The organism is Mesorhizobium sp. WSM4935 (assembly GCF_029625735.1).
In the GTDB taxonomy this organism is placed as follows: domain Bacteria; phylum Pseudomonadota; class Alphaproteobacteria; order Rhizobiales; family Rhizobiaceae; genus Mesorhizobium.
Map to the genome: position 1 here is coordinate 122115 of NZ_JARTVR010000004.1, position 16590 is coordinate 138704.

Consider the following 16590-nt stretch of genomic DNA (forward strand, 5'->3'; position numbering starts at 1 on the left):
TTGTCTGGCCTCCTAATTTCTGCCATAAAAAATTTAGGACAGTAGTGCTGTCTTATTTTGTCGCACAAAACAGGCTGGACTGGCGTATCATCACTGCCAATCCGGCCATTGTCGCGAGCGGCGGGTAGACGGCCCGGCTCTGGCCTATACGATACCGGATGCGAACCGGGCGTATAGCCGTATGGTTCGATGGATTTCGCGAGACGTGCAGCAGGATGAAGGGGAAGCATTAGCGCTTCCCAAGGCAAACCAGCGCCCTGAGACAGTCGGGGCCAAGGTGGAGAACGGAGGATAGGACGATGACGGAACTGACGCCATCTGCGATCAACGGCCAGGCCGCGCAGACGAAAGCGGCAGCCGTTAAAAATACCGTCCTGACCAAAGCCGGCCGAACCACTAACGGCCCGGCCGCCCAGGGCCTCTATGATCCGCGCAACGAGCATGACGCCTGCGGCGTCGGCTTCATCGCCAATATGAAGGGCGTGAAGTCGCACGACATCGTCGAGGACGGTCTGGCGATGCTGGAAAACCTCACCCATCGCGGCGCCGACGGCGCCGGCGTGCTGGTGCAGATCCCGGACGCTTTCTTCCGCGAGGAAATGGCGGCCAAGGGCGTCGAACTGCCGCCGGCGGGCCAATACGGCGTCGGCCACTGGTTCATGCCGCAGGATGCGGCGCTTCGCGCCCATATCGAGGACATCATCGCCGAATCGGCGCAGTCGGAAGGGCTGCCGCTCATCGGCTTCCGCGACGTGCCGGTCGACAATTCATCGCTGTCGAAGGCGCCGGATATCGTGGCCTCCGAGCCGTTCCACCGCCAAGTGTTCATCGGCCGCACGGCCGACATCCCGGACGACGAGGAGTATGAGGCGCGGCTTTATCTGCTGCGCAAGGTGATCTCGGGCCGCATCTATGCCGAGAACGACAATAAGGATGTCGGCGCCTATTGCGTGTCGCTGTCGGCGCGCACCATCGTCTACAAGGGCATGTTCCTGGCCTACCAGGTCGGCGCCTATTACAAGGACCTCAAGGATCCGCGCTTTGAGACGGCGCTGATCCTCGTTCACCAGCGCTTCTCGACCAACACCTTCCCGTCGTGGAAGCTGGCGCATCCCTACCGCATGGTCGCGCATAACGGCGAGATCAACACCGTTCGCGGCAACAACAACTGGATGGCGGCGCGCCAGGCCTCGGTCGATTCCGAGCTGTTCGGCAACAACATCTCGAAGCTCTGGCCGATTTCCTATGAGGGCCAGTCGGACACGGCGTGCTTCGACAATGCGCTCGAGTTCCTGTTCCAGGGCGGCTACTCGCTCACCCACGCCATGATGATGCTGATCCCCGAAGCCTGGGCCGGCAACAAGCTCATGGACGCCGATCGCAAGGCTTTCTACGAGTACCATGCGGCGCTTATGGAGCCGTGGGATGGGCCTGCGGCGGTCGTGTTCACCGACGGCCGCCAGATCGGCGCCACGTTAGACCGCAACGGACTGCGGCCGGCGCGCTACATCGTCACCGACGACGACCGCGTCATCATGGCGTCGGAAGCCGGCGCGCTGCCGGTGCCGGAAGAGAAGATCGTGCAGAAGTGGCGACTGCAGCCCGGCCGCATGCTGCTGATCGACCTCGCCAAGGGCCGCATCGTCTCCGACGAGGAGATCAAGTCGGAGATCGCGACCAGGCATCCCTACAAGACCTGGCTTGCCAACACGCAGCTCATCCTCGAAGACCTGAAGCCGGTCGAGCCGCGCGCGCTGCGCAAGGATGTCAGCCTGCTCGATCGCCAGCAGGCCTTCGGCTACACGCAGGAAGACACCAAGCTTCTGATGGCGCCGATGGCCACCACCGGCCAGGAAGCGGTCGGTTCGATGGGCACCGACACGCCGATCTCGGCGATGTCGGACAAGTCGAAGCTGCTCTACACCTATTTCAAGCAGAACTTCGCCCAGGTCACCAACCCGCCGATCGACCCGATCCGCGAGGAGCTGGTGATGAGCCTGGTGTCGTTCATCGGGCCGCGGCCGAACATCTTCGACCTGGTCGGCACGTCGCGCCGCAAGCGGCTTGAGGTGCGCCAGCCGATCCTGACCAATGGCGATCTGGAGAAGATCCGCTCGATCGGCCACACCGAGGACCGTTTCGACACCAAGACGATCGACATCACCTACGGCTCGAACGAAGGCGCCGCGGGCATGCAGGGCGCCATCGACCGGCTCTGCGAGCGCGCGGAGGCGGCGGTCGCCGGCGGCTACAACATCATCATCCTGTCGGACCGGCAGGTCGGGCCGGACCGCATCGCCATTCCATCGCTGCTGGCGACGGCGGCCGTGCACCATCACCTGATCCGCAAGGGGCTGCGCACCGCGGTCGGCCTCGTGGTGGAATCCGGCGAGCCGCGCGAGGTGCATCACTTCTGCTGCTTGGCAGGCTACGGCGCCGAGGCGATCAATCCTTATCTCGCCTTCGACACGCTGCTCGACATGCATAAGCGCGGCGAGCTGCCGGAAGAGGTCGACGAATACGAGGTGGTGTCGCGCTACATAAAGTCGATCGGCAAGGGCATCCTCAAGGTGATGTCCAAGATGGGCATCTCGACCTACCAGTCCTATTGCGGCGCGCAGATCTTCGACGCCATCGGCCTGAAGTCCGATTTCGTGGAGAAGTATTTCACCGGCACGGCGACGCTGATCGAAGGCGTCGGCCTGGACGAGATCGCCACCGAGACGCTTAGCCGCCACTCGGACGCCTTCGGCAGCGATCCGGTGCTGCGCAACAATCTCGAGGTCGGCGGCGAGTACATGTTCCGCATGCGCGGCGAGGCGCATATGTGGTCGCCCGATGCGGTCGCCAGCCTCCAGCACGCCGTGCGGCAGGGCTCCTGGGATACGTTCAAGGAGTATTCGGCGCAGATCGACAGCGCGACGGCCAGAGCGCAGACGATCCGCGGCCTGTTCAAGATCAAGCTCGCCGAAGAGACCGGCCGCAAGAAGGTCGCGCTCGAGGACGTCATGCCGGCGGCCGAGATCGTCAAGCGCTTCTCGACCGGGGCGATGTCTTTCGGCTCGATTTCGCGGGAGGCGCACACCACGCTGGCGCGCGCGATGAACGCCATCGGCGGCAAGTCGAACACCGGGGAGGGCGGCGAAGAGGCCGACCGCTATCTGCCGCTGCCCGGCGGCGGCAAGAATCCGGAACGCTCGGCGATCAAGCAGGTCGCCTCCGGGCGGTTCGGCGTCACGGCCGAGTATCTGGTCAATTCCGATGTCATGCAGATCAAGGTGGCCCAAGGCGCCAAGCCCGGCGAGGGCGGCCAGCTGCCGGGACACAAGGTCGATGCGACCATCGCCAAAGTCAGGCATTCTACGCCCGGCGTCGGCCTCATCTCGCCGCCGCCGCATCACGACATCTATTCGATCGAGGATCTGGCGCAGCTGATCTACGACCTGAAGAACGTCAATCCTGCGGCCGACGTCTCGGTCAAGCTGGTGTCGGAAGTCGGCGTCGGCACGGTCGCGGCGGGCGTCGCCAAGGCGCGCGCCGACCACATCACCATCTCCGGCTATGACGGCGGCACCGGCGCTTCGCCGCTGACCTCGCTCAAGCATGCCGGCAGCCCGTGGGAAATGGGCCTTGCCGAAACGCATCAGACGCTGGTGCTCAACGGTTTGCGTTCGCGCGTCGCGCTGCAGGTCGATGGCGGCTTGCGCACCGGGCGCGACGTCATCATCGGCGCGCTGCTCGGCGCCGACGAGTTCGGCTTCTCGACCGCGCCGCTGATCGCGGCCGGCTGCATCATGATGCGCAAGTGCCACCTCAATACCTGTCCCGTCGGCGTGGCGACGCAGGACCCGGTGCTGCGCAAGCGTTTCAAGGGCACGCCCGAGCACGTCATCAACTTCTTCTTCTACGTGGCGGAAGAGGTGCGCGCGCTGCTTGCCGAAATGGGCTTCACCCATCTCGACCAGATCATCGGCGACACCGATCTCCTGGAAAAGCGCGACGTGATCCAGCACTGGAAAGCGCGCGGGCTCGATTTCTCGAAGATGTTCTACAAGCCCGACGCGCCGCATGAGGCGCTGCATTGGACGGAGCGGCAGAAGCATCCGATCGACGACGTGCTCGACCGCAAGCTGATCGAGCTGGCGAAGCCGGCGCTGGAGGCCAGGCAGCCCGTGACCATCGAGCTGCCGATCCGCAATGTCGACCGCTCTACCGGCGCGATGCTGTCGGGTGAAGTCGCCAAGCGCTTCAAGCACAAAGGCCTTCGGGAAGATACGATCCAGGTGAAGCTCACCGGCACCGCCGGCCAGTCCTTCGGCGCATTCCTGGCGCGCGGCGTCTCGTTCGAGCTGGTCGGCGCCGGCAATGACTATGTCGGCAAGGGCCTGTCGGGCGGCCGCATCGTCATCCGCCCGCCGGAAGAAGCCAAGATCGTTGCGGCGGACTCGATCATTGTCGGCAACACGGTGCTTTACGGCGCCACCGAAGGCGAGGCCTATTTCGCCGGCGTCGCCGGCGAGCGTTTCGCCGTGCGCAACTCCGGCGTTGTCGCCGTCGTCGAAGGCGTCGGCGACCATGGCTGCGAATACATGACCGGCGGCATCGTCGTCGTCATCGGCAAGACGGGGCGCAACTTCGCGGCAGGCATGTCGGGCGGCGTCGCCTATGTGCTGGACGAGGAGGGCGATTTCGCTGAACGCTGCAACATGGCGATGGTCGAACTCGAGCCGGTCCCGGAGGAGGACGACCTGATGGAGAAGCTGCTCCATCATGGCGGCGACCTCGACCACAAGGGCCGCGTCGACGTGTCGGGCGACATGACCAGCCATGACGAGGAACGGCTCTACCAGCTGATCTCGAACCACGTGCATTTCACCGGTTCGGTGCGCGGCCGCGAGATCCTCGAGAATTGGCAGAGCTTCCGGCCGAAATTCCGGAAAATCATGCCGGTCGAGTATCGCCGCGCCTTGATCGAGATGGAACGCATGCGCATGAGCGTGGCGGCGGAATAAGCATTGGGCGTGGCCGGGGAGACGATGCCCCGGCCGGCATCCTCACCAACAATCCTGACCTCGGAACGAAGGTTGCCACGGCAGCCTTATGGGGTTAACGGGTGCGCTGCAAAAGCGTGCCTTCGGACAGCAGGGACTGGACTATGGGCAAGGTAACAGGGTTTCTCGAGATCGACCGGCAGGTGCACAAGTACCAGCCGGCCTCCGACCGCATCAGGCATTTCCGTGAATTCACGCTGCCGATGTCCGACAAGGAGGTCGAGAAACAGGCCGCGCGCTGCATGGATTGCGGCATTCCGTTCTGCCATGGGCCGACCGGCTGTCCGATCCACAACCAGATCCCGGACTGGAACGACCTCGTCTACAATGGCGATTGGGACAGCGCGATCCGCAACCTGCATTCGACCAACAATTTCCCGGAATTCACCGGCCGCATCTGCCCGGCGCCGTGCGAGGAAGCCTGCACGCTGAACCTCGAGGACATTCCGGTTGCCATCAAGACGATTGAGCAGGCGATCGCCGACAAGGCTTACGAGACCGGCCATATCCGGCCCTATCCGCCGGAGAAGAAGACCGGCAAGCGTGTCGCCATCATCGGCTCCGGCCCCGCCGGCATGGCAGCGGCGCAGCAGCTCGGCCGCGTCGGCCACGACGTGCATGTCTATGAGCGCGAGAGCCGCCCGGGCGGGCTGATGCGCTACGGCATCCCCGACTTCAAGATCGAGAAGCACTATATCGACCGGCGCATCGAGCAGATGCGGGGCGAGGGCGTGACCTTCCATTGCGGCATCAATGTCGGCGTCGACATGAAGGTGGCCGATCTCCTCGAGGAATTCGACGCCGTGCTCTATTGCGGCGGCTCCGAAACGCCGCGCCCGGCCGGCATTCCGGGCAGCGACCTCAGCGGCGTTTATGACGCGATGCCCTATCTCGTGCAGCAGAACCGCCGCGTCGGCGGCGAGCCGATCCAGTCGGTGGCCTGGCCCTCGCACCCGATTATCGCCGGCGGCCAGCATGTCGTCGTGGTCGGCGGCGGCGACACCGCGTCCGACTGCATCGGCACCGCCTTCCGCCAAGGCGCGGTGCGCGTGACGCAGCTCGACATCCGCCCGCAGCCGCCGGAGAAGGAAGACAAGCTCGCGGTCTGGCCCTATTGGGCGACCAAGATGCGCACATCCTCCTCGCAAGCCGAGGGCGCCGAGCGCGAATTCCAGGTGGCGACGCTCGAATTCATCGGCGAGGACGGCCAACTGACCGGTGTGCGTTGCTGCGAGGTCGACGAGAAGCGCAAGCCGATCCCCGGCACCGAGTTCGTCATCCGCGCCGATCTCGCCTTCATCGCCATCGGCTTCGCCGGACCGGCGAGCGACAGCCTGATGAAAGAGCTCGACGGCAAGATCAAGGTCGTCACCGACAGCCGGCGCTCGAAAAATGTCGAGGCCAACGACCGCGACTACAAGACCAGCGTCGACAAGCTCTATGCGGCGGGCGACGTGCGCCGCGGCCAGTCGCTGGTGGTCTGGGCGATCCGCGAGGGCCGTCAGGCGGCGCGCTCGATCGACGAGGCATTGATGGGATCGACGGTGCTGCCGCGCTGAGACGGTTTGGAAATTCTACTCCTACGGCCAGCGGATGGCCTTTTCTGCGCTTCCGCCGGCCGAAGCATCAATGAGAAACGGTGTGGCAATTAAGGCTATGGCCGGCGTAGGCCGGTGCTCGAAAACACCACCATCCGACTCGCGGGAGCGAATTTCTGAAACGGTCTCCGAGCCGATGAGCTACTGATTGACGCCCGCCGTATCAGGTTGAGCGGCGGCGGTCGCCGGCGGCTTCGGCGGCCAGGAGAAATCGTCCGCGCGGCCGGGCGAAGCGGCGGGCGCCTTGCCTTCAAGGATCAGTTTCTCGCCGGGCAGGTTCGGATCCGCCCTGGCCGGTTGTGCGGCACCGAGCAGTTCGGTGCCGCCGTCGAGCGCCGGGTCGCCGAGCAGCATCGGCGCGGTGCGGTCGACGATGACGGGCGCGGCGGCCGGCTTCGGCGCCTCTACCGGCGCGCCGGCCGGCGCCGACATGGTCGTGACGCTTCCCGGCGCCGCCAGGCCGAGTATCTTTGCCAATGGCTTTTCCGTGTAGAAAGCAAGCTTGCGCTTGCCGGCCTTGGTGACGTTGATGCCGTCGTCGGAACGCAGGCGTACCGGCTGGCCGTTGATGTCCGGGCCGGAGGTGACGAAAGCGCCGTTCTCATCGACAAAGCCGTCCCAGACATCGACGAACTCTCCGCCATGGCTTTGGGCGGCCGAATGATAGATGTCGTTGAAGGCGAGCATGTCGGAATTCATCTTCGACACACCGAAAGCCGGCATGCCGACCCACAGGAATGGCACCTTGGTGTCCTGTATGGCCTTGCCGAGCGCATCGGTGCGTCGCTCATATTCCTTGGTCCAGTTCTCCGAGCGCGGCTGCTCGCGCACGTCGCCGACCTTCATCTGCTGGCGATCGTTGGAACCCAGCATGACGATTACGACCGCAGGTTTCTCGGTTTCGATCAGGGATTTTATCTGGGCTGGCCAATTGTAGACATCGTCACGGACGAAGCCGGACGAACCGTTGGCGCGGGAGACGATCCTGACGGCGGGATTGTCGGCAAAGGCCGTGTCCAGGCCCTCCGCCAGCCCACCCGCCAGAAAATCGCCGACCACCAGCACGACCCGGGCGTCGCTCGTCTTCTCGACGATCGGCGTTTCCGGCTCCGCCGGCGGGCGCGGCTTGGGCTTCTTCTTGGGTTTCGGCCGTGGTTTCTGGACTTCGACCGGCGGCTCGACACGTTCGCTGCGGCGCGGGAACAGAAGGTCACGCAGCGACCAGCCACGGCTTTCCTCCTGCGCGAACGCGGGGGCGTGGAAACCGCCGGCGGCGGTGACGACAAGCACAGCAAGGGCGAGAATCAGGACGGGCGCCCGGCGAATGCTCTGCCTGATACGCGCAACCGAAACCAAACACCTCTCCATCCCTTGGCGCATGACCAGGCAGACATGACATGGCAAAGTCATGCGCAAGCCGCAGCGCTACAGCATCCTTGCCCTCTTTGAAAGGATGCCGGGCGCCTTAGCGCGGCTCAGCTACTGCTTGCGGAGCCATTTGAGCACTTCCATGCTCGGATAGCCATCCTGCGTCAGGCCGACCTTGGCCTGGTAGGCCATGATGGCGGCCTTCGAGCCGTCGCCGATCTTGCCATCGAACTTGCCGTCATAATAGCCGTGCTCGGAAAGCCGCTTCTGCAGCTCCTGCCGCTCCTCGAAGGTGAGCTTGGTGAAGGGCCGCTGCCAGTCCTGCACCAGGCCGGTGCCGCCGGCGATCTCATCGGCGAGCAGGCCGACGGCCAAAGCGTATTTGTCGGCATTGTTGTAGGCCTTGATGACCGAGAAATTCCTGACCATCAGGAAGGCGGGGCCACCCCGGCCGTCCGGCACTTTCAGCGTCGCCTTGTCGGTCAGGTTCCTGAACGGCTTGCCATTGGCCCTGACGACACCGAGCGCCTGCCATTGGGCGATGGTCTTTGCGCCGCCGGGCAGTTTGCCGGCCGGGATGGTGACCTCATAGCCCCAGGTCTTGCCGGCCTGCCAGCCGTTCTTCTTGAGCAGATTGGCGGAGGTCGCCAGCGCATCGGGGATCGAATTCCAGATGTCACGCCTGCCGTTGCCGTCCATGTCGACCGCATAGCGCTGATAGCTAGTCGGAATGAACTGGGTCTGGCCCATCGCGCCGGCCCAGGAGCCCATCAGATGGCTCTCGTCGATGTCGCCGGTCTGCAGGATCTTCAGCGCCGCGATCAACTGGGTGCGGGCATATTTCGAGCGCTTGGGATCGCCATAGGCAAGGGTAGCCAGCGAACGGATGACATTGCGCATGATGTCGTCGCGCTTGAGCGTCTCGCCATAATTCGATTCCATCGACCAGATGGCCAGAAGGATGTTGCGGTCGACGCCGAACCGCGCCTCGATGCGGTCGAGCCACGGCTTCCATTTGCGTGCCATCGCCCGGCCATTGGCGACCGCCTGGTCGTGCACGCGGTTGTCGAAATAGTCCCAGGCGGGCGCGGTGAATTCCGGCTGGGTGCGGGCCTTTTCCAACACAACCGGGTCGGGCTCGATGCCCCTCATAGATCGATCGTAGACAGCACCCGAAACGCCGCCTGCCACCGCGGTGGCGCGGAAGCCCGCGACCCACTGGCGGAACCCGGCATCGGCGAAAGCGGGACCGGCGGGCATCAGCAAGGCCAGCGTGAGGCCGGCGGCCGTCACCAGTGCCGTCAGGCGCCTCGCAGTGTTGCGAACGGACATCATTTCCTCCTTCGTCAAATTAGGAAGGATCATTCAACGCCGAACTGGGTTAGTATTTAGTTTACCATAGGTGCCGCCGGGAACGAAAAGAGGTATCGCAGCTTTTGCTCTCACATTCACTGCTCGCCGGTAATCCAACATTCCGGCGTGAAAATGATTCCGATGTGAAGATGTTTGGGGGATTGCAGAGCGTGCCGCCGCGCGGATAATTGGCTCAAACGCAGGGGTGTCAACATGAAGCGCGTTCGCAAGGCAGTTTTCCCGGTGGCCGGCCTCGGCACGCGGTTTCTTCCGGCCACCAAGGCGATCCCGAAGGAGATGCTGACCGTCGTCGACCGGCCGGTCATCCAATATGTGGTCGACGAGGCGCGCGAGGCCGGCATCGAGCATTTCATCTTCGTGACCGGGCGCAACAAGGCGGTCATCGAGGACCATTTCGACGTCCAGTTCGAGCTCTACGACACGCTCGCCCAGCGCGGCAAGGACGATCAGCTCGCCCGCCTGCAGCGGCTGCAGCCGGCGCCGGGACAGACGAGCTTCACGCGCCAGCAGGTGCCGATGGGCCTCGGCCATGCCGTCTGGTGCGCCCGCGAACTGGTGGGCGACGAACCGTTCGCGCTGCTTTTGCCGGACATGATCATGCAGTCGGAAAAGAGCTGCATGAAGGACATGGTCGAGCTCTATGCCGAGACCGGCAACAACATCATCGCCGTGCAGGAATGCGATCCGGCGGAAGCGCATAAATACGGCATTGTCGGCCGCGGCGAGGACACGCATCACGGCTTCCGCATCACCGGAATGGTGGAGAAGCCGAAACAGGGCACCGCGCCCTCCAATCTTTACATCAACGGCCGCTACATCCTGCAGCCGGAAATCTTCGGCATCCTGGAAAGCCAGGAGCGCGGCGCCGGCAACGAGATCCAGCTGACCGACGCGATGCTGAAGCTGGAGAAACAGCAGCCCTTCTACGGCTACCACTATAAGGGTCGCACCTTCGATTGCGGCTCTCCTGAAGGTTTCGTCGAGGCAAATGTCGCCTTCGCGCTGTGGCGCAGCGACATGAACGGAAGCATGGCGGGCGTGATCCGCACGCTGCTTGACGAGGTGCGGCCGGTGGAACGCCGCGGCGCGGCGTTCTAAGCTACAGCGTTTTCGTCACCATCGGGTCTGCGCGTCCGTTTCGCTGCCGTCACGTCCGAGAATGACGAGGCGTCAGCGCTGGACTTTCAGGCCGAGATAGACGCTGTTGGCCGTATAGTCGCGTCCAGGCAGGTTGCTGGTCAGCTTCTCGGTCCGCACCCGGGTGGTGAGGCCGGCATAACGGTTCAGCCACCAGGTCAGCCCGGCCTCGGCGCTCAGGATCAGATCGTGGCCGTCGGAGCCGGTGTAGTCGCGCCAATCGAGGCCAAGCGCCGAGTTCGCCGTCAGGTTGGCACGGATCTGGCGCTCGCCGGTCAGACGGCCGGAGTAGAGGATATCGCCGCTCTCGCCGGCCGTCGTGGTCGTCTCGACGTTGGTCTGTCCGGTGAGCCCGATCGTGGTACCGCGTTCGGGCGACCATTTCAGATCGGCATTGATGGAGGGCCCCGCGATTGCCGGAAGGCGGCTGTCGTCGAGCGCCTCGCGCAACCAGCCAACGGAGAATTCGCCCGAAAGCTTCTCGCCCATGTCGAGCTCGACGCCGGCGCGCGCCCCGAGCCGCTTCGAAGAGCGCTCAAAGCCGTCAGTATCGAGACGCTGATCATAGACCCTGCGGCCGAGTTCGACTTCCGTGAAGGGCGTGAGCGCCGGCGAGATTTCATAGCCGGTGCGCAAAGTCGCGGTGTAGAGCGTGTTGTTGCGATCTTTCTGCGATATGGTGGTGCCGTCGGTGAGTTCCGCGTCGCCATAGAAGTCATGCGAGACCGCGCCGGTCAGCGCGTAACGCATCTTGCCGACGCTCTTTTCGAGACCGAGGCTGCCGTCCAGGGTCTGGCGCAGCGGCTGTTGGTCGACGCCGGCGATCGCGTCCGGCGAGGAAGCCGATTCCGGTGCTGCCTCATAGCCGAGCTTGGCGATGGCACGCAGCTCGTTGTCGAGATCGACATTGAGCTGGCCCTCGATGCGGCCCTGCGCATCGTTGATCTTTTCGCCCGAGACGGTGTTGCGGAACTGGCCGTAGCCGGTGATCAGAGCCGAATTCTCGCGCCAGTCGGAGGTCGCCGTGAAACGCAGCGCCGTCTCGGACAGAACCGCCGATTTGCCCGTGCTGCTGGAATCGGCGTTGGACGTCGCGGTGAAGCCCTGTTCCAGCGTCGGCCGGAAGACAAAGGTGCCGATCCTGATGCCAGGCGCGGCGAAGGGATCTTCCTCCGGCTTGATCTTCTGCCCATCGATCGATCCGGTGCGCTCCTGGCCCGGGTCGAGCTTCTGCTTGTCGACACTGTCGATGGTGACGGCGCGGCGGTTGCTGCCATCATCGTCGGCCGCTGCCGCATCAGCCTTGTCGCCTGTGGAGGCGGTCGCGGCAGTGGCCATGCTGTCGGTGGCCTCGCCGGCCTTTTTCTTGGCCTTCTTCTTGTCGGCGGCCTTGGTATTCGACTTGGTGTCGGCCTTGGTGTCCTGAGCGCGCCGATTCGCCGTCGAGGGCCGGCGCGGCTTCGCCGGCACCGCCGTATCGGTCAGTGTATCGTCCGCCGCCTGCGGCGGGTCGAAGATGCTGTCCGTCGCGCCCGCCGCCTGATCGTCATCGGGAACGGCGCCGGGGCTTGCCGGCTGGTAGGCCGTCGGTGCCGTGTCCTGGGCGGCCGCGGCCGGCGGGGTCTGATCCAACGACCCTTGCGCCCGCAACTGCCTGGCCTTGCGCTGCTGGTCGGCAAGTATGGCCGATTCGGAGACCTCGCCACGCAGCTCGGTTTCCTGCGAATATGCAGGCGCCGGACGCAGCAGGGCAAGCGCGCTTGCCGTCAGCAGCAGTGCTGCAACGGCAATGCCCTTCCGACCGATTTTCGTTTCAGGCTGGCCCCCGGACATCGTCACCACTGCTTGCGCGGCGCGGTTGCGCCATACTTACCGAACCGTAAATGCGGATGGTTAACGGAGGGTTGAGAGAGCGGCCCCGGAGCCTCTCCGATCGGAGGCTTAAGGCAATTCTGTTGGACAGGGGCGCGGCAAAGCGCTAATCGCTTCGCCCATGCATGCGGGGTCCCCAGAAAGAAAGCAGCCGGATAGGCAGGCTGCGATCGAGTCGGCGCTGAGAACGGTGGCGACGGAGCAGGCCGGTGTGGCGGCCCTTGCCGCCGCGCTCGGAAACGGGCTGGCCGAGCCCTTCGCCGCCGCGATCGACCTGATCTCGCGCATCGATGGCCGCGTCATCGTCACGGGTGTCGGCAAGAGCGGCCATATCGGCTCCAAGATCGCCGCCACGCTTGCCTCCACCGGCACGCCGGCCTTTTTCGTCCATCCGTCCGAGGCCAATCACGGCGATCTCGGCATGATCGCCCGCGATGACGCCATTATCGCCATGTCCTGGTCGGGCGAGAGCAAGGAACTGATGGGCATCGTCGCCTATTCCAGGCGTTTTTCCATCCCGTTGATCGCCATCACCTCGGGCGAGAGCTCGGCGCTGGCGCGAGCCGCCGACGTCGTCCTGCTCCTGCCCGCCGTGCCGGAGGCCTGTCCGCATGGGCTGGCGCCCACAACCTCCGCCCTGCTGCAACTCGTCATGGGCGATGCACTGGCGATCGCGCTGCTCGAGGCGCGTGGCTTCACGCCAGATCATTTCCGCACCTTCCATCCGGGCGGACAGCTCGGCGCGAACCTGACTCAGCTGCGCGAGATCATGCATGTGGGCGAAAGGCTGCCGCTGGTGCCGTTGGGCACCGGCATGCGCGAGGCGATCCTGGAATTGTCGCGCAAGGGCTTCGGCTGCGTGGCGATCACCGCCGCCGACGGCGCGCTGGCCGGCATCATCACCGACGGCGATATCCGCCGGCACATCGCCAGCGACCTGCTTTCGATGAGCGTCGATCAGGTGATGACGAAGAAGCCGAAGACTGCAAGCCCCGACACGCTGGTGGCGACGGCGCTGCAGACGATCAACGCCTCCGCCATCACCAGCCTGATGGTCGTGGAGGGCAGACGCCCGGTCGGACTGGTGCATTTGCACGACCTGCTGCGCATCGGCGCTGCCTAGATATTAAGGTGAGGCCGGCCTGCAAACGGCGGCTTCCTGCGCTTCCGGTGCTCACGTACGAAAGTACGCTCCGCTCCGGTTCTCGGAACCCACCGTTTTCGACTCGGCCTGACCTTAATATCCGCTCGTTACACAGCGTTTGCAGTCAAATCGCCTCGACGATCAGCTCCAAATCGGTATCCGCCGCCCCGGTCACGCGCACCTGTGCGCCGACCGGCAGGTCGGGACCGGAGACGCGCCACAGCGTGTCGCCGAGCCGGATGCGGCCGCGGCCGTTCTTGATCGGCTCGGCCAGTGTCGCCGTGCGGCCGACCATCTGTGCGCCGCGGCGGTTGAGCAGCGGCTGGTCGACGCTGCCTTGCCGGCCGACGGCGATCTGCCGGCCGACATAGGCCGAGACGACGGCCAGCATGAGGAAGGCAAGGACCTGGACCTGCCAGGTCCAGAAAGCCGCGTCCCAGATCGCCAGCGATACCGCGCCGACGATCAGCGCGGCGATGCCGATCCACAGCATGAACACGCCTGGAGCCACGACTTCCATCACCAGGAGCACGATGCCGAGGACCATCCAGTTCCACGGGCCGAGTTCCGAAACGATGCGGTCGATCATCGATGTTCTCCCACCCGGAGCAGTTCCCGTTTCACGGAAACGAGGAACCGTCCTATTTCTCTGTTTGCCGCAATTCCGGACGGAAACCGTGTCACACTTTTCCTGGAATTGCGGCTGTCACCTCAGCTGTCGGTCTGCCGCACGACCGGCGGGCGCGAACCCTGCCGCTGCGGGCTGGACGGCCCATCTCCCTTGAAGACCTCGCGGGCGATCTCGCCGATGCCGCCGAGCGAGCCGATCAGCGAGGAGGCTTCGAACGGCATCAGCACGATCTTGTTGTTGCTCGACGAGCCGATCCTGGCCAGGGCCTCGGTGTATTTCTGGGCGACGAAGTAATTGATCGCCTGCACGTCGCCCTTTGCGATGGCTTCCGACACGACCTGGGTCGCCTTGGCTTCCGCCTCGGCCGAGCGCTCGCGCGCCTCGGCGTCGCGAAAGGCTGCTTCCCTGCGGCCCTCGGCTTCGAGGATCTGCGATTGCTTGAGGCCTTCGGCGGCAAGGATCTGGGCGCGCTTGTCGCGCTCCGCCATCATCTGGCGGCCCATCGATTCCACCAGATTGGCCGGCGGGTTGATGTCCTTGATCTCGACGCGGGTGATCTTGATGCCCCACGGATGCGCCGCCTCGTCGACGACGCGCAGCAGCCGCTCATTGATCGCGTCTCGGTTGGAGAGCAATTCGTCGAGGTCCATCGAGCCCATGACGGTACGGATATTGGTCATGGTGAGGTTGAGGATGGCGTTCTGCAGCCCGGCCACCTGGTAAGCGGCCTGCGCGGCGTTCAGCACCTGGTAGAAGGCGACGCCGTCGACCCCCACAATGGCATTGTCGCGGGTGATGATCTCCTGCGTCGGGACGTCGAGCACCTGCTCCATCATGTTCATCTTGGCGCCGACGCGCTCGAAGATGGGATTGATGATGTTGAGGCCGGGGGTCAGCGTCTTGGTGTAACGGCCGAAGCGCTCAACCGTATAATTGTAACCTTGCGGAACCGTCCTGATGCCCTTGAAAAGCAGGATGATGACCAAAAAGACAAGAACAATGATGGCAATATCGAAACCGCTGAAGCCCATTTCGTTTCTCCCTCAAAAGGCGGCGACCTCACGGAATCACTTAAGTGTGTTTCCGCAACGTTACAATCAGGTGATCGGGAATATTGGTTAGTGAAGGCTTTTGCGCACCGGTTTCGGGCCAAAGCGCGTCGCGCTGAAACGGATTCAGTCGACGCGCTTTGGGTCTTGTCGTGATGCATGTCGTTATCCCAGAACCGCTGCACACTTCTGGGCGACATGCATTAGCCGCTGAAGCCGGTCACACCCAGCCGGAAAGCTCGCGCCGCACCAGCGCTTCGACCACGGCCATGCCCTCGGGACTGTCGTTGAGACAGGGGATATGGGCGAAGTTCGTGCCGCCGGCGTGATGGAAGGTTTCGGCTGCTTCGCGGCCGATCTCGTCCAGCGTTTCGATGCAGTCGACGGAAAAGCCCGGATTGACGATGGCGATGGATTTGACGCCGTCCTTGGCCAGTTTCTCGACCGTGACGTCGGTATAGGGCTGCAGCCATTCCTGCGCGCCGAAACGTGACTGGAAGGTGGTGATGAGCTTGTTTTCGTCCCAGCCGAGCCTCGCCCGCAGCAGCCGCGTCGTCTCCAGGCAATGGGACCGGTACGGATCACCCTTGTCGGAATAGGGCTTGGGGATGCCGTGGTAGGAGGTGATCACCACTTCCGGCACGAAATCGAGCGTCGCAACGTGCTTCTCGATCGAACGGGCAAGCGCCTCGATATAGACCGGCTCGTCGTAATAGGGCGGCACGCTGCGGATCGCCGGCGCGTGCCTGATCTTCATCAGTGCACGGAACAGCTGGTCGTTGGCCGTCGCCGTCGTCGTCGCCGAATATTGCGGGTAGAGCGGGAAGGTGAGAATGCGCTCGCAACCCTGGTCGACCAGTCTTTGGGCGACGCTTGCCGTCGAGGGATTACCGTAGCGCATCGCCCAATCGACGATCACGTCGGGCAGGTCGGCGAGCGCGGCGGCCAGCTTCTCACCCTGAGCACGGGTGAACGTGCGCAGCGGCGACTCGTTCATCTCCCGGTTCCAGATCCTGGCGTAGTTGGCGCCGGACTTCTTCGGCCGGGTGGTCAGCACCAGTCCGTAGAGGATCGGGTACCAGATCGCCTTGTTGAGCTCGATGACGCGCGGGTCGGAAAGGAATTCCCTGAGATATCGCCACATCGGCTTGAAGTCGGTGCCGTCGGGCGTGCCGAGATTGACCAGCATTATGCCGATCCTGCCCGGCCTGACAGGCGCGGCGTCGGCGGACAGCGGACCGACGGCCTTGGCGGCTTTGGCATCGGTTGAGCTGGCAAGCGTCATGAACAGTCTCCGGTAGCGCCGCGAAACTAGCGATGCCCTGCCGGGTTTCAATGCCGCGTCTGGCCGCACCTTACCGCGTTA

General features: G+C 64.2%; 10 protein-coding genes. 4 read left to right on the forward strand and 6 right to left on the reverse strand.

Annotation, left to right across the window (positions count from 1 at the left end):
- The first annotated feature begins 299 nt into the window (after positions 1–299).
- Positions 300–5012, forward strand: a complete 4713-nt coding sequence (gene gltB, locus P9273_RS12230) for a glutamate synthase large subunit (protein ID WP_278049140.1) — start codon at positions 300–302, stop codon at positions 5010–5012.
- Positions 5013–5155: 143 nt separating this feature from the next.
- Positions 5156–6610, forward strand: a complete 1455-nt coding sequence (locus P9273_RS12235; protein ID WP_040997214.1) for a glutamate synthase subunit beta — start codon at positions 5156–5158, stop codon at positions 6608–6610.
- 180 nt (positions 6611–6790) lie between these two features.
- Here P9273_RS12235 and P9273_RS12240 read toward each other — a convergent pair whose 3' ends face one another.
- A complete protein-coding gene (locus tag P9273_RS12240; RefSeq protein WP_278049141.1) occupies positions 6791–8005 on the reverse strand; it encodes an SGNH/GDSL hydrolase family protein in 1215 nt (404 codons plus the stop codon).
- 123 nt (positions 8006–8128) lie between these two features.
- Positions 8129–9349, reverse strand: coding sequence for a lytic murein transglycosylase (locus tag P9273_RS12245; RefSeq protein ID WP_278049142.1), 1221 nt, complete (start codon positions 9347–9349; stop codon positions 8129–8131).
- A 234-nt stretch (positions 9350–9583) separates the two neighbouring features.
- On the opposite strand from P9273_RS12245, the gene galU reads away from it, so the two are divergent.
- A complete protein-coding gene (gene galU / locus P9273_RS12250) occupies positions 9584–10489 on the forward strand; it encodes a UTP--glucose-1-phosphate uridylyltransferase GalU (protein ID WP_278049143.1) in 906 nt (301 codons plus the stop codon).
- A 72-nt stretch (positions 10490–10561) separates the two neighbouring features.
- On the opposite strand, the gene P9273_RS12255 is transcribed toward galU, so the two are convergent.
- A complete protein-coding gene (locus P9273_RS12255) occupies positions 10562–12361 on the reverse strand; it encodes an outer membrane beta-barrel protein (protein ID WP_278049144.1) in 1800 nt (599 codons plus the stop codon).
- A gap of 160 nt (positions 12362–12521) precedes the next feature.
- Here P9273_RS12255 and P9273_RS12260 point away from each other — a divergent pair, with 160 nt between their 5' ends.
- Positions 12522–13523 (forward strand): KpsF/GutQ family sugar-phosphate isomerase, encoded by a 1002-nt coding sequence (locus P9273_RS12260; protein ID WP_040997206.1) that lies wholly within the window; start codon positions 12522–12524, stop codon positions 13521–13523.
- A gap of 145 nt (positions 13524–13668) precedes the next feature.
- Here P9273_RS12260 and P9273_RS12265 read toward each other — a convergent pair whose 3' ends face one another.
- From P9273_RS12265 to hemH, 3 genes are all read right to left on the reverse strand, one after another.
- Positions 13669–14133, reverse strand: coding sequence for an NfeD family protein (locus tag P9273_RS12265; protein ID WP_278049145.1), 465 nt, complete (start codon positions 14131–14133; stop codon positions 13669–13671).
- A 122-nt stretch (positions 14134–14255) separates the two neighbouring features.
- On the reverse strand, positions 14256–15206 hold the full coding sequence (locus tag P9273_RS12270) for an SPFH domain-containing protein (protein WP_278049146.1): 951 nt from the start codon (positions 15204–15206) through the stop codon (positions 14256–14258).
- Between the two features lie 238 nt (positions 15207–15444).
- Positions 15445–16509, reverse strand: a complete 1065-nt coding sequence (gene hemH / locus P9273_RS12275) for a ferrochelatase (RefSeq protein WP_278049147.1) — start codon at positions 16507–16509, stop codon at positions 15445–15447.
- Positions 16510–16590 lie beyond the last annotated feature (81 nt).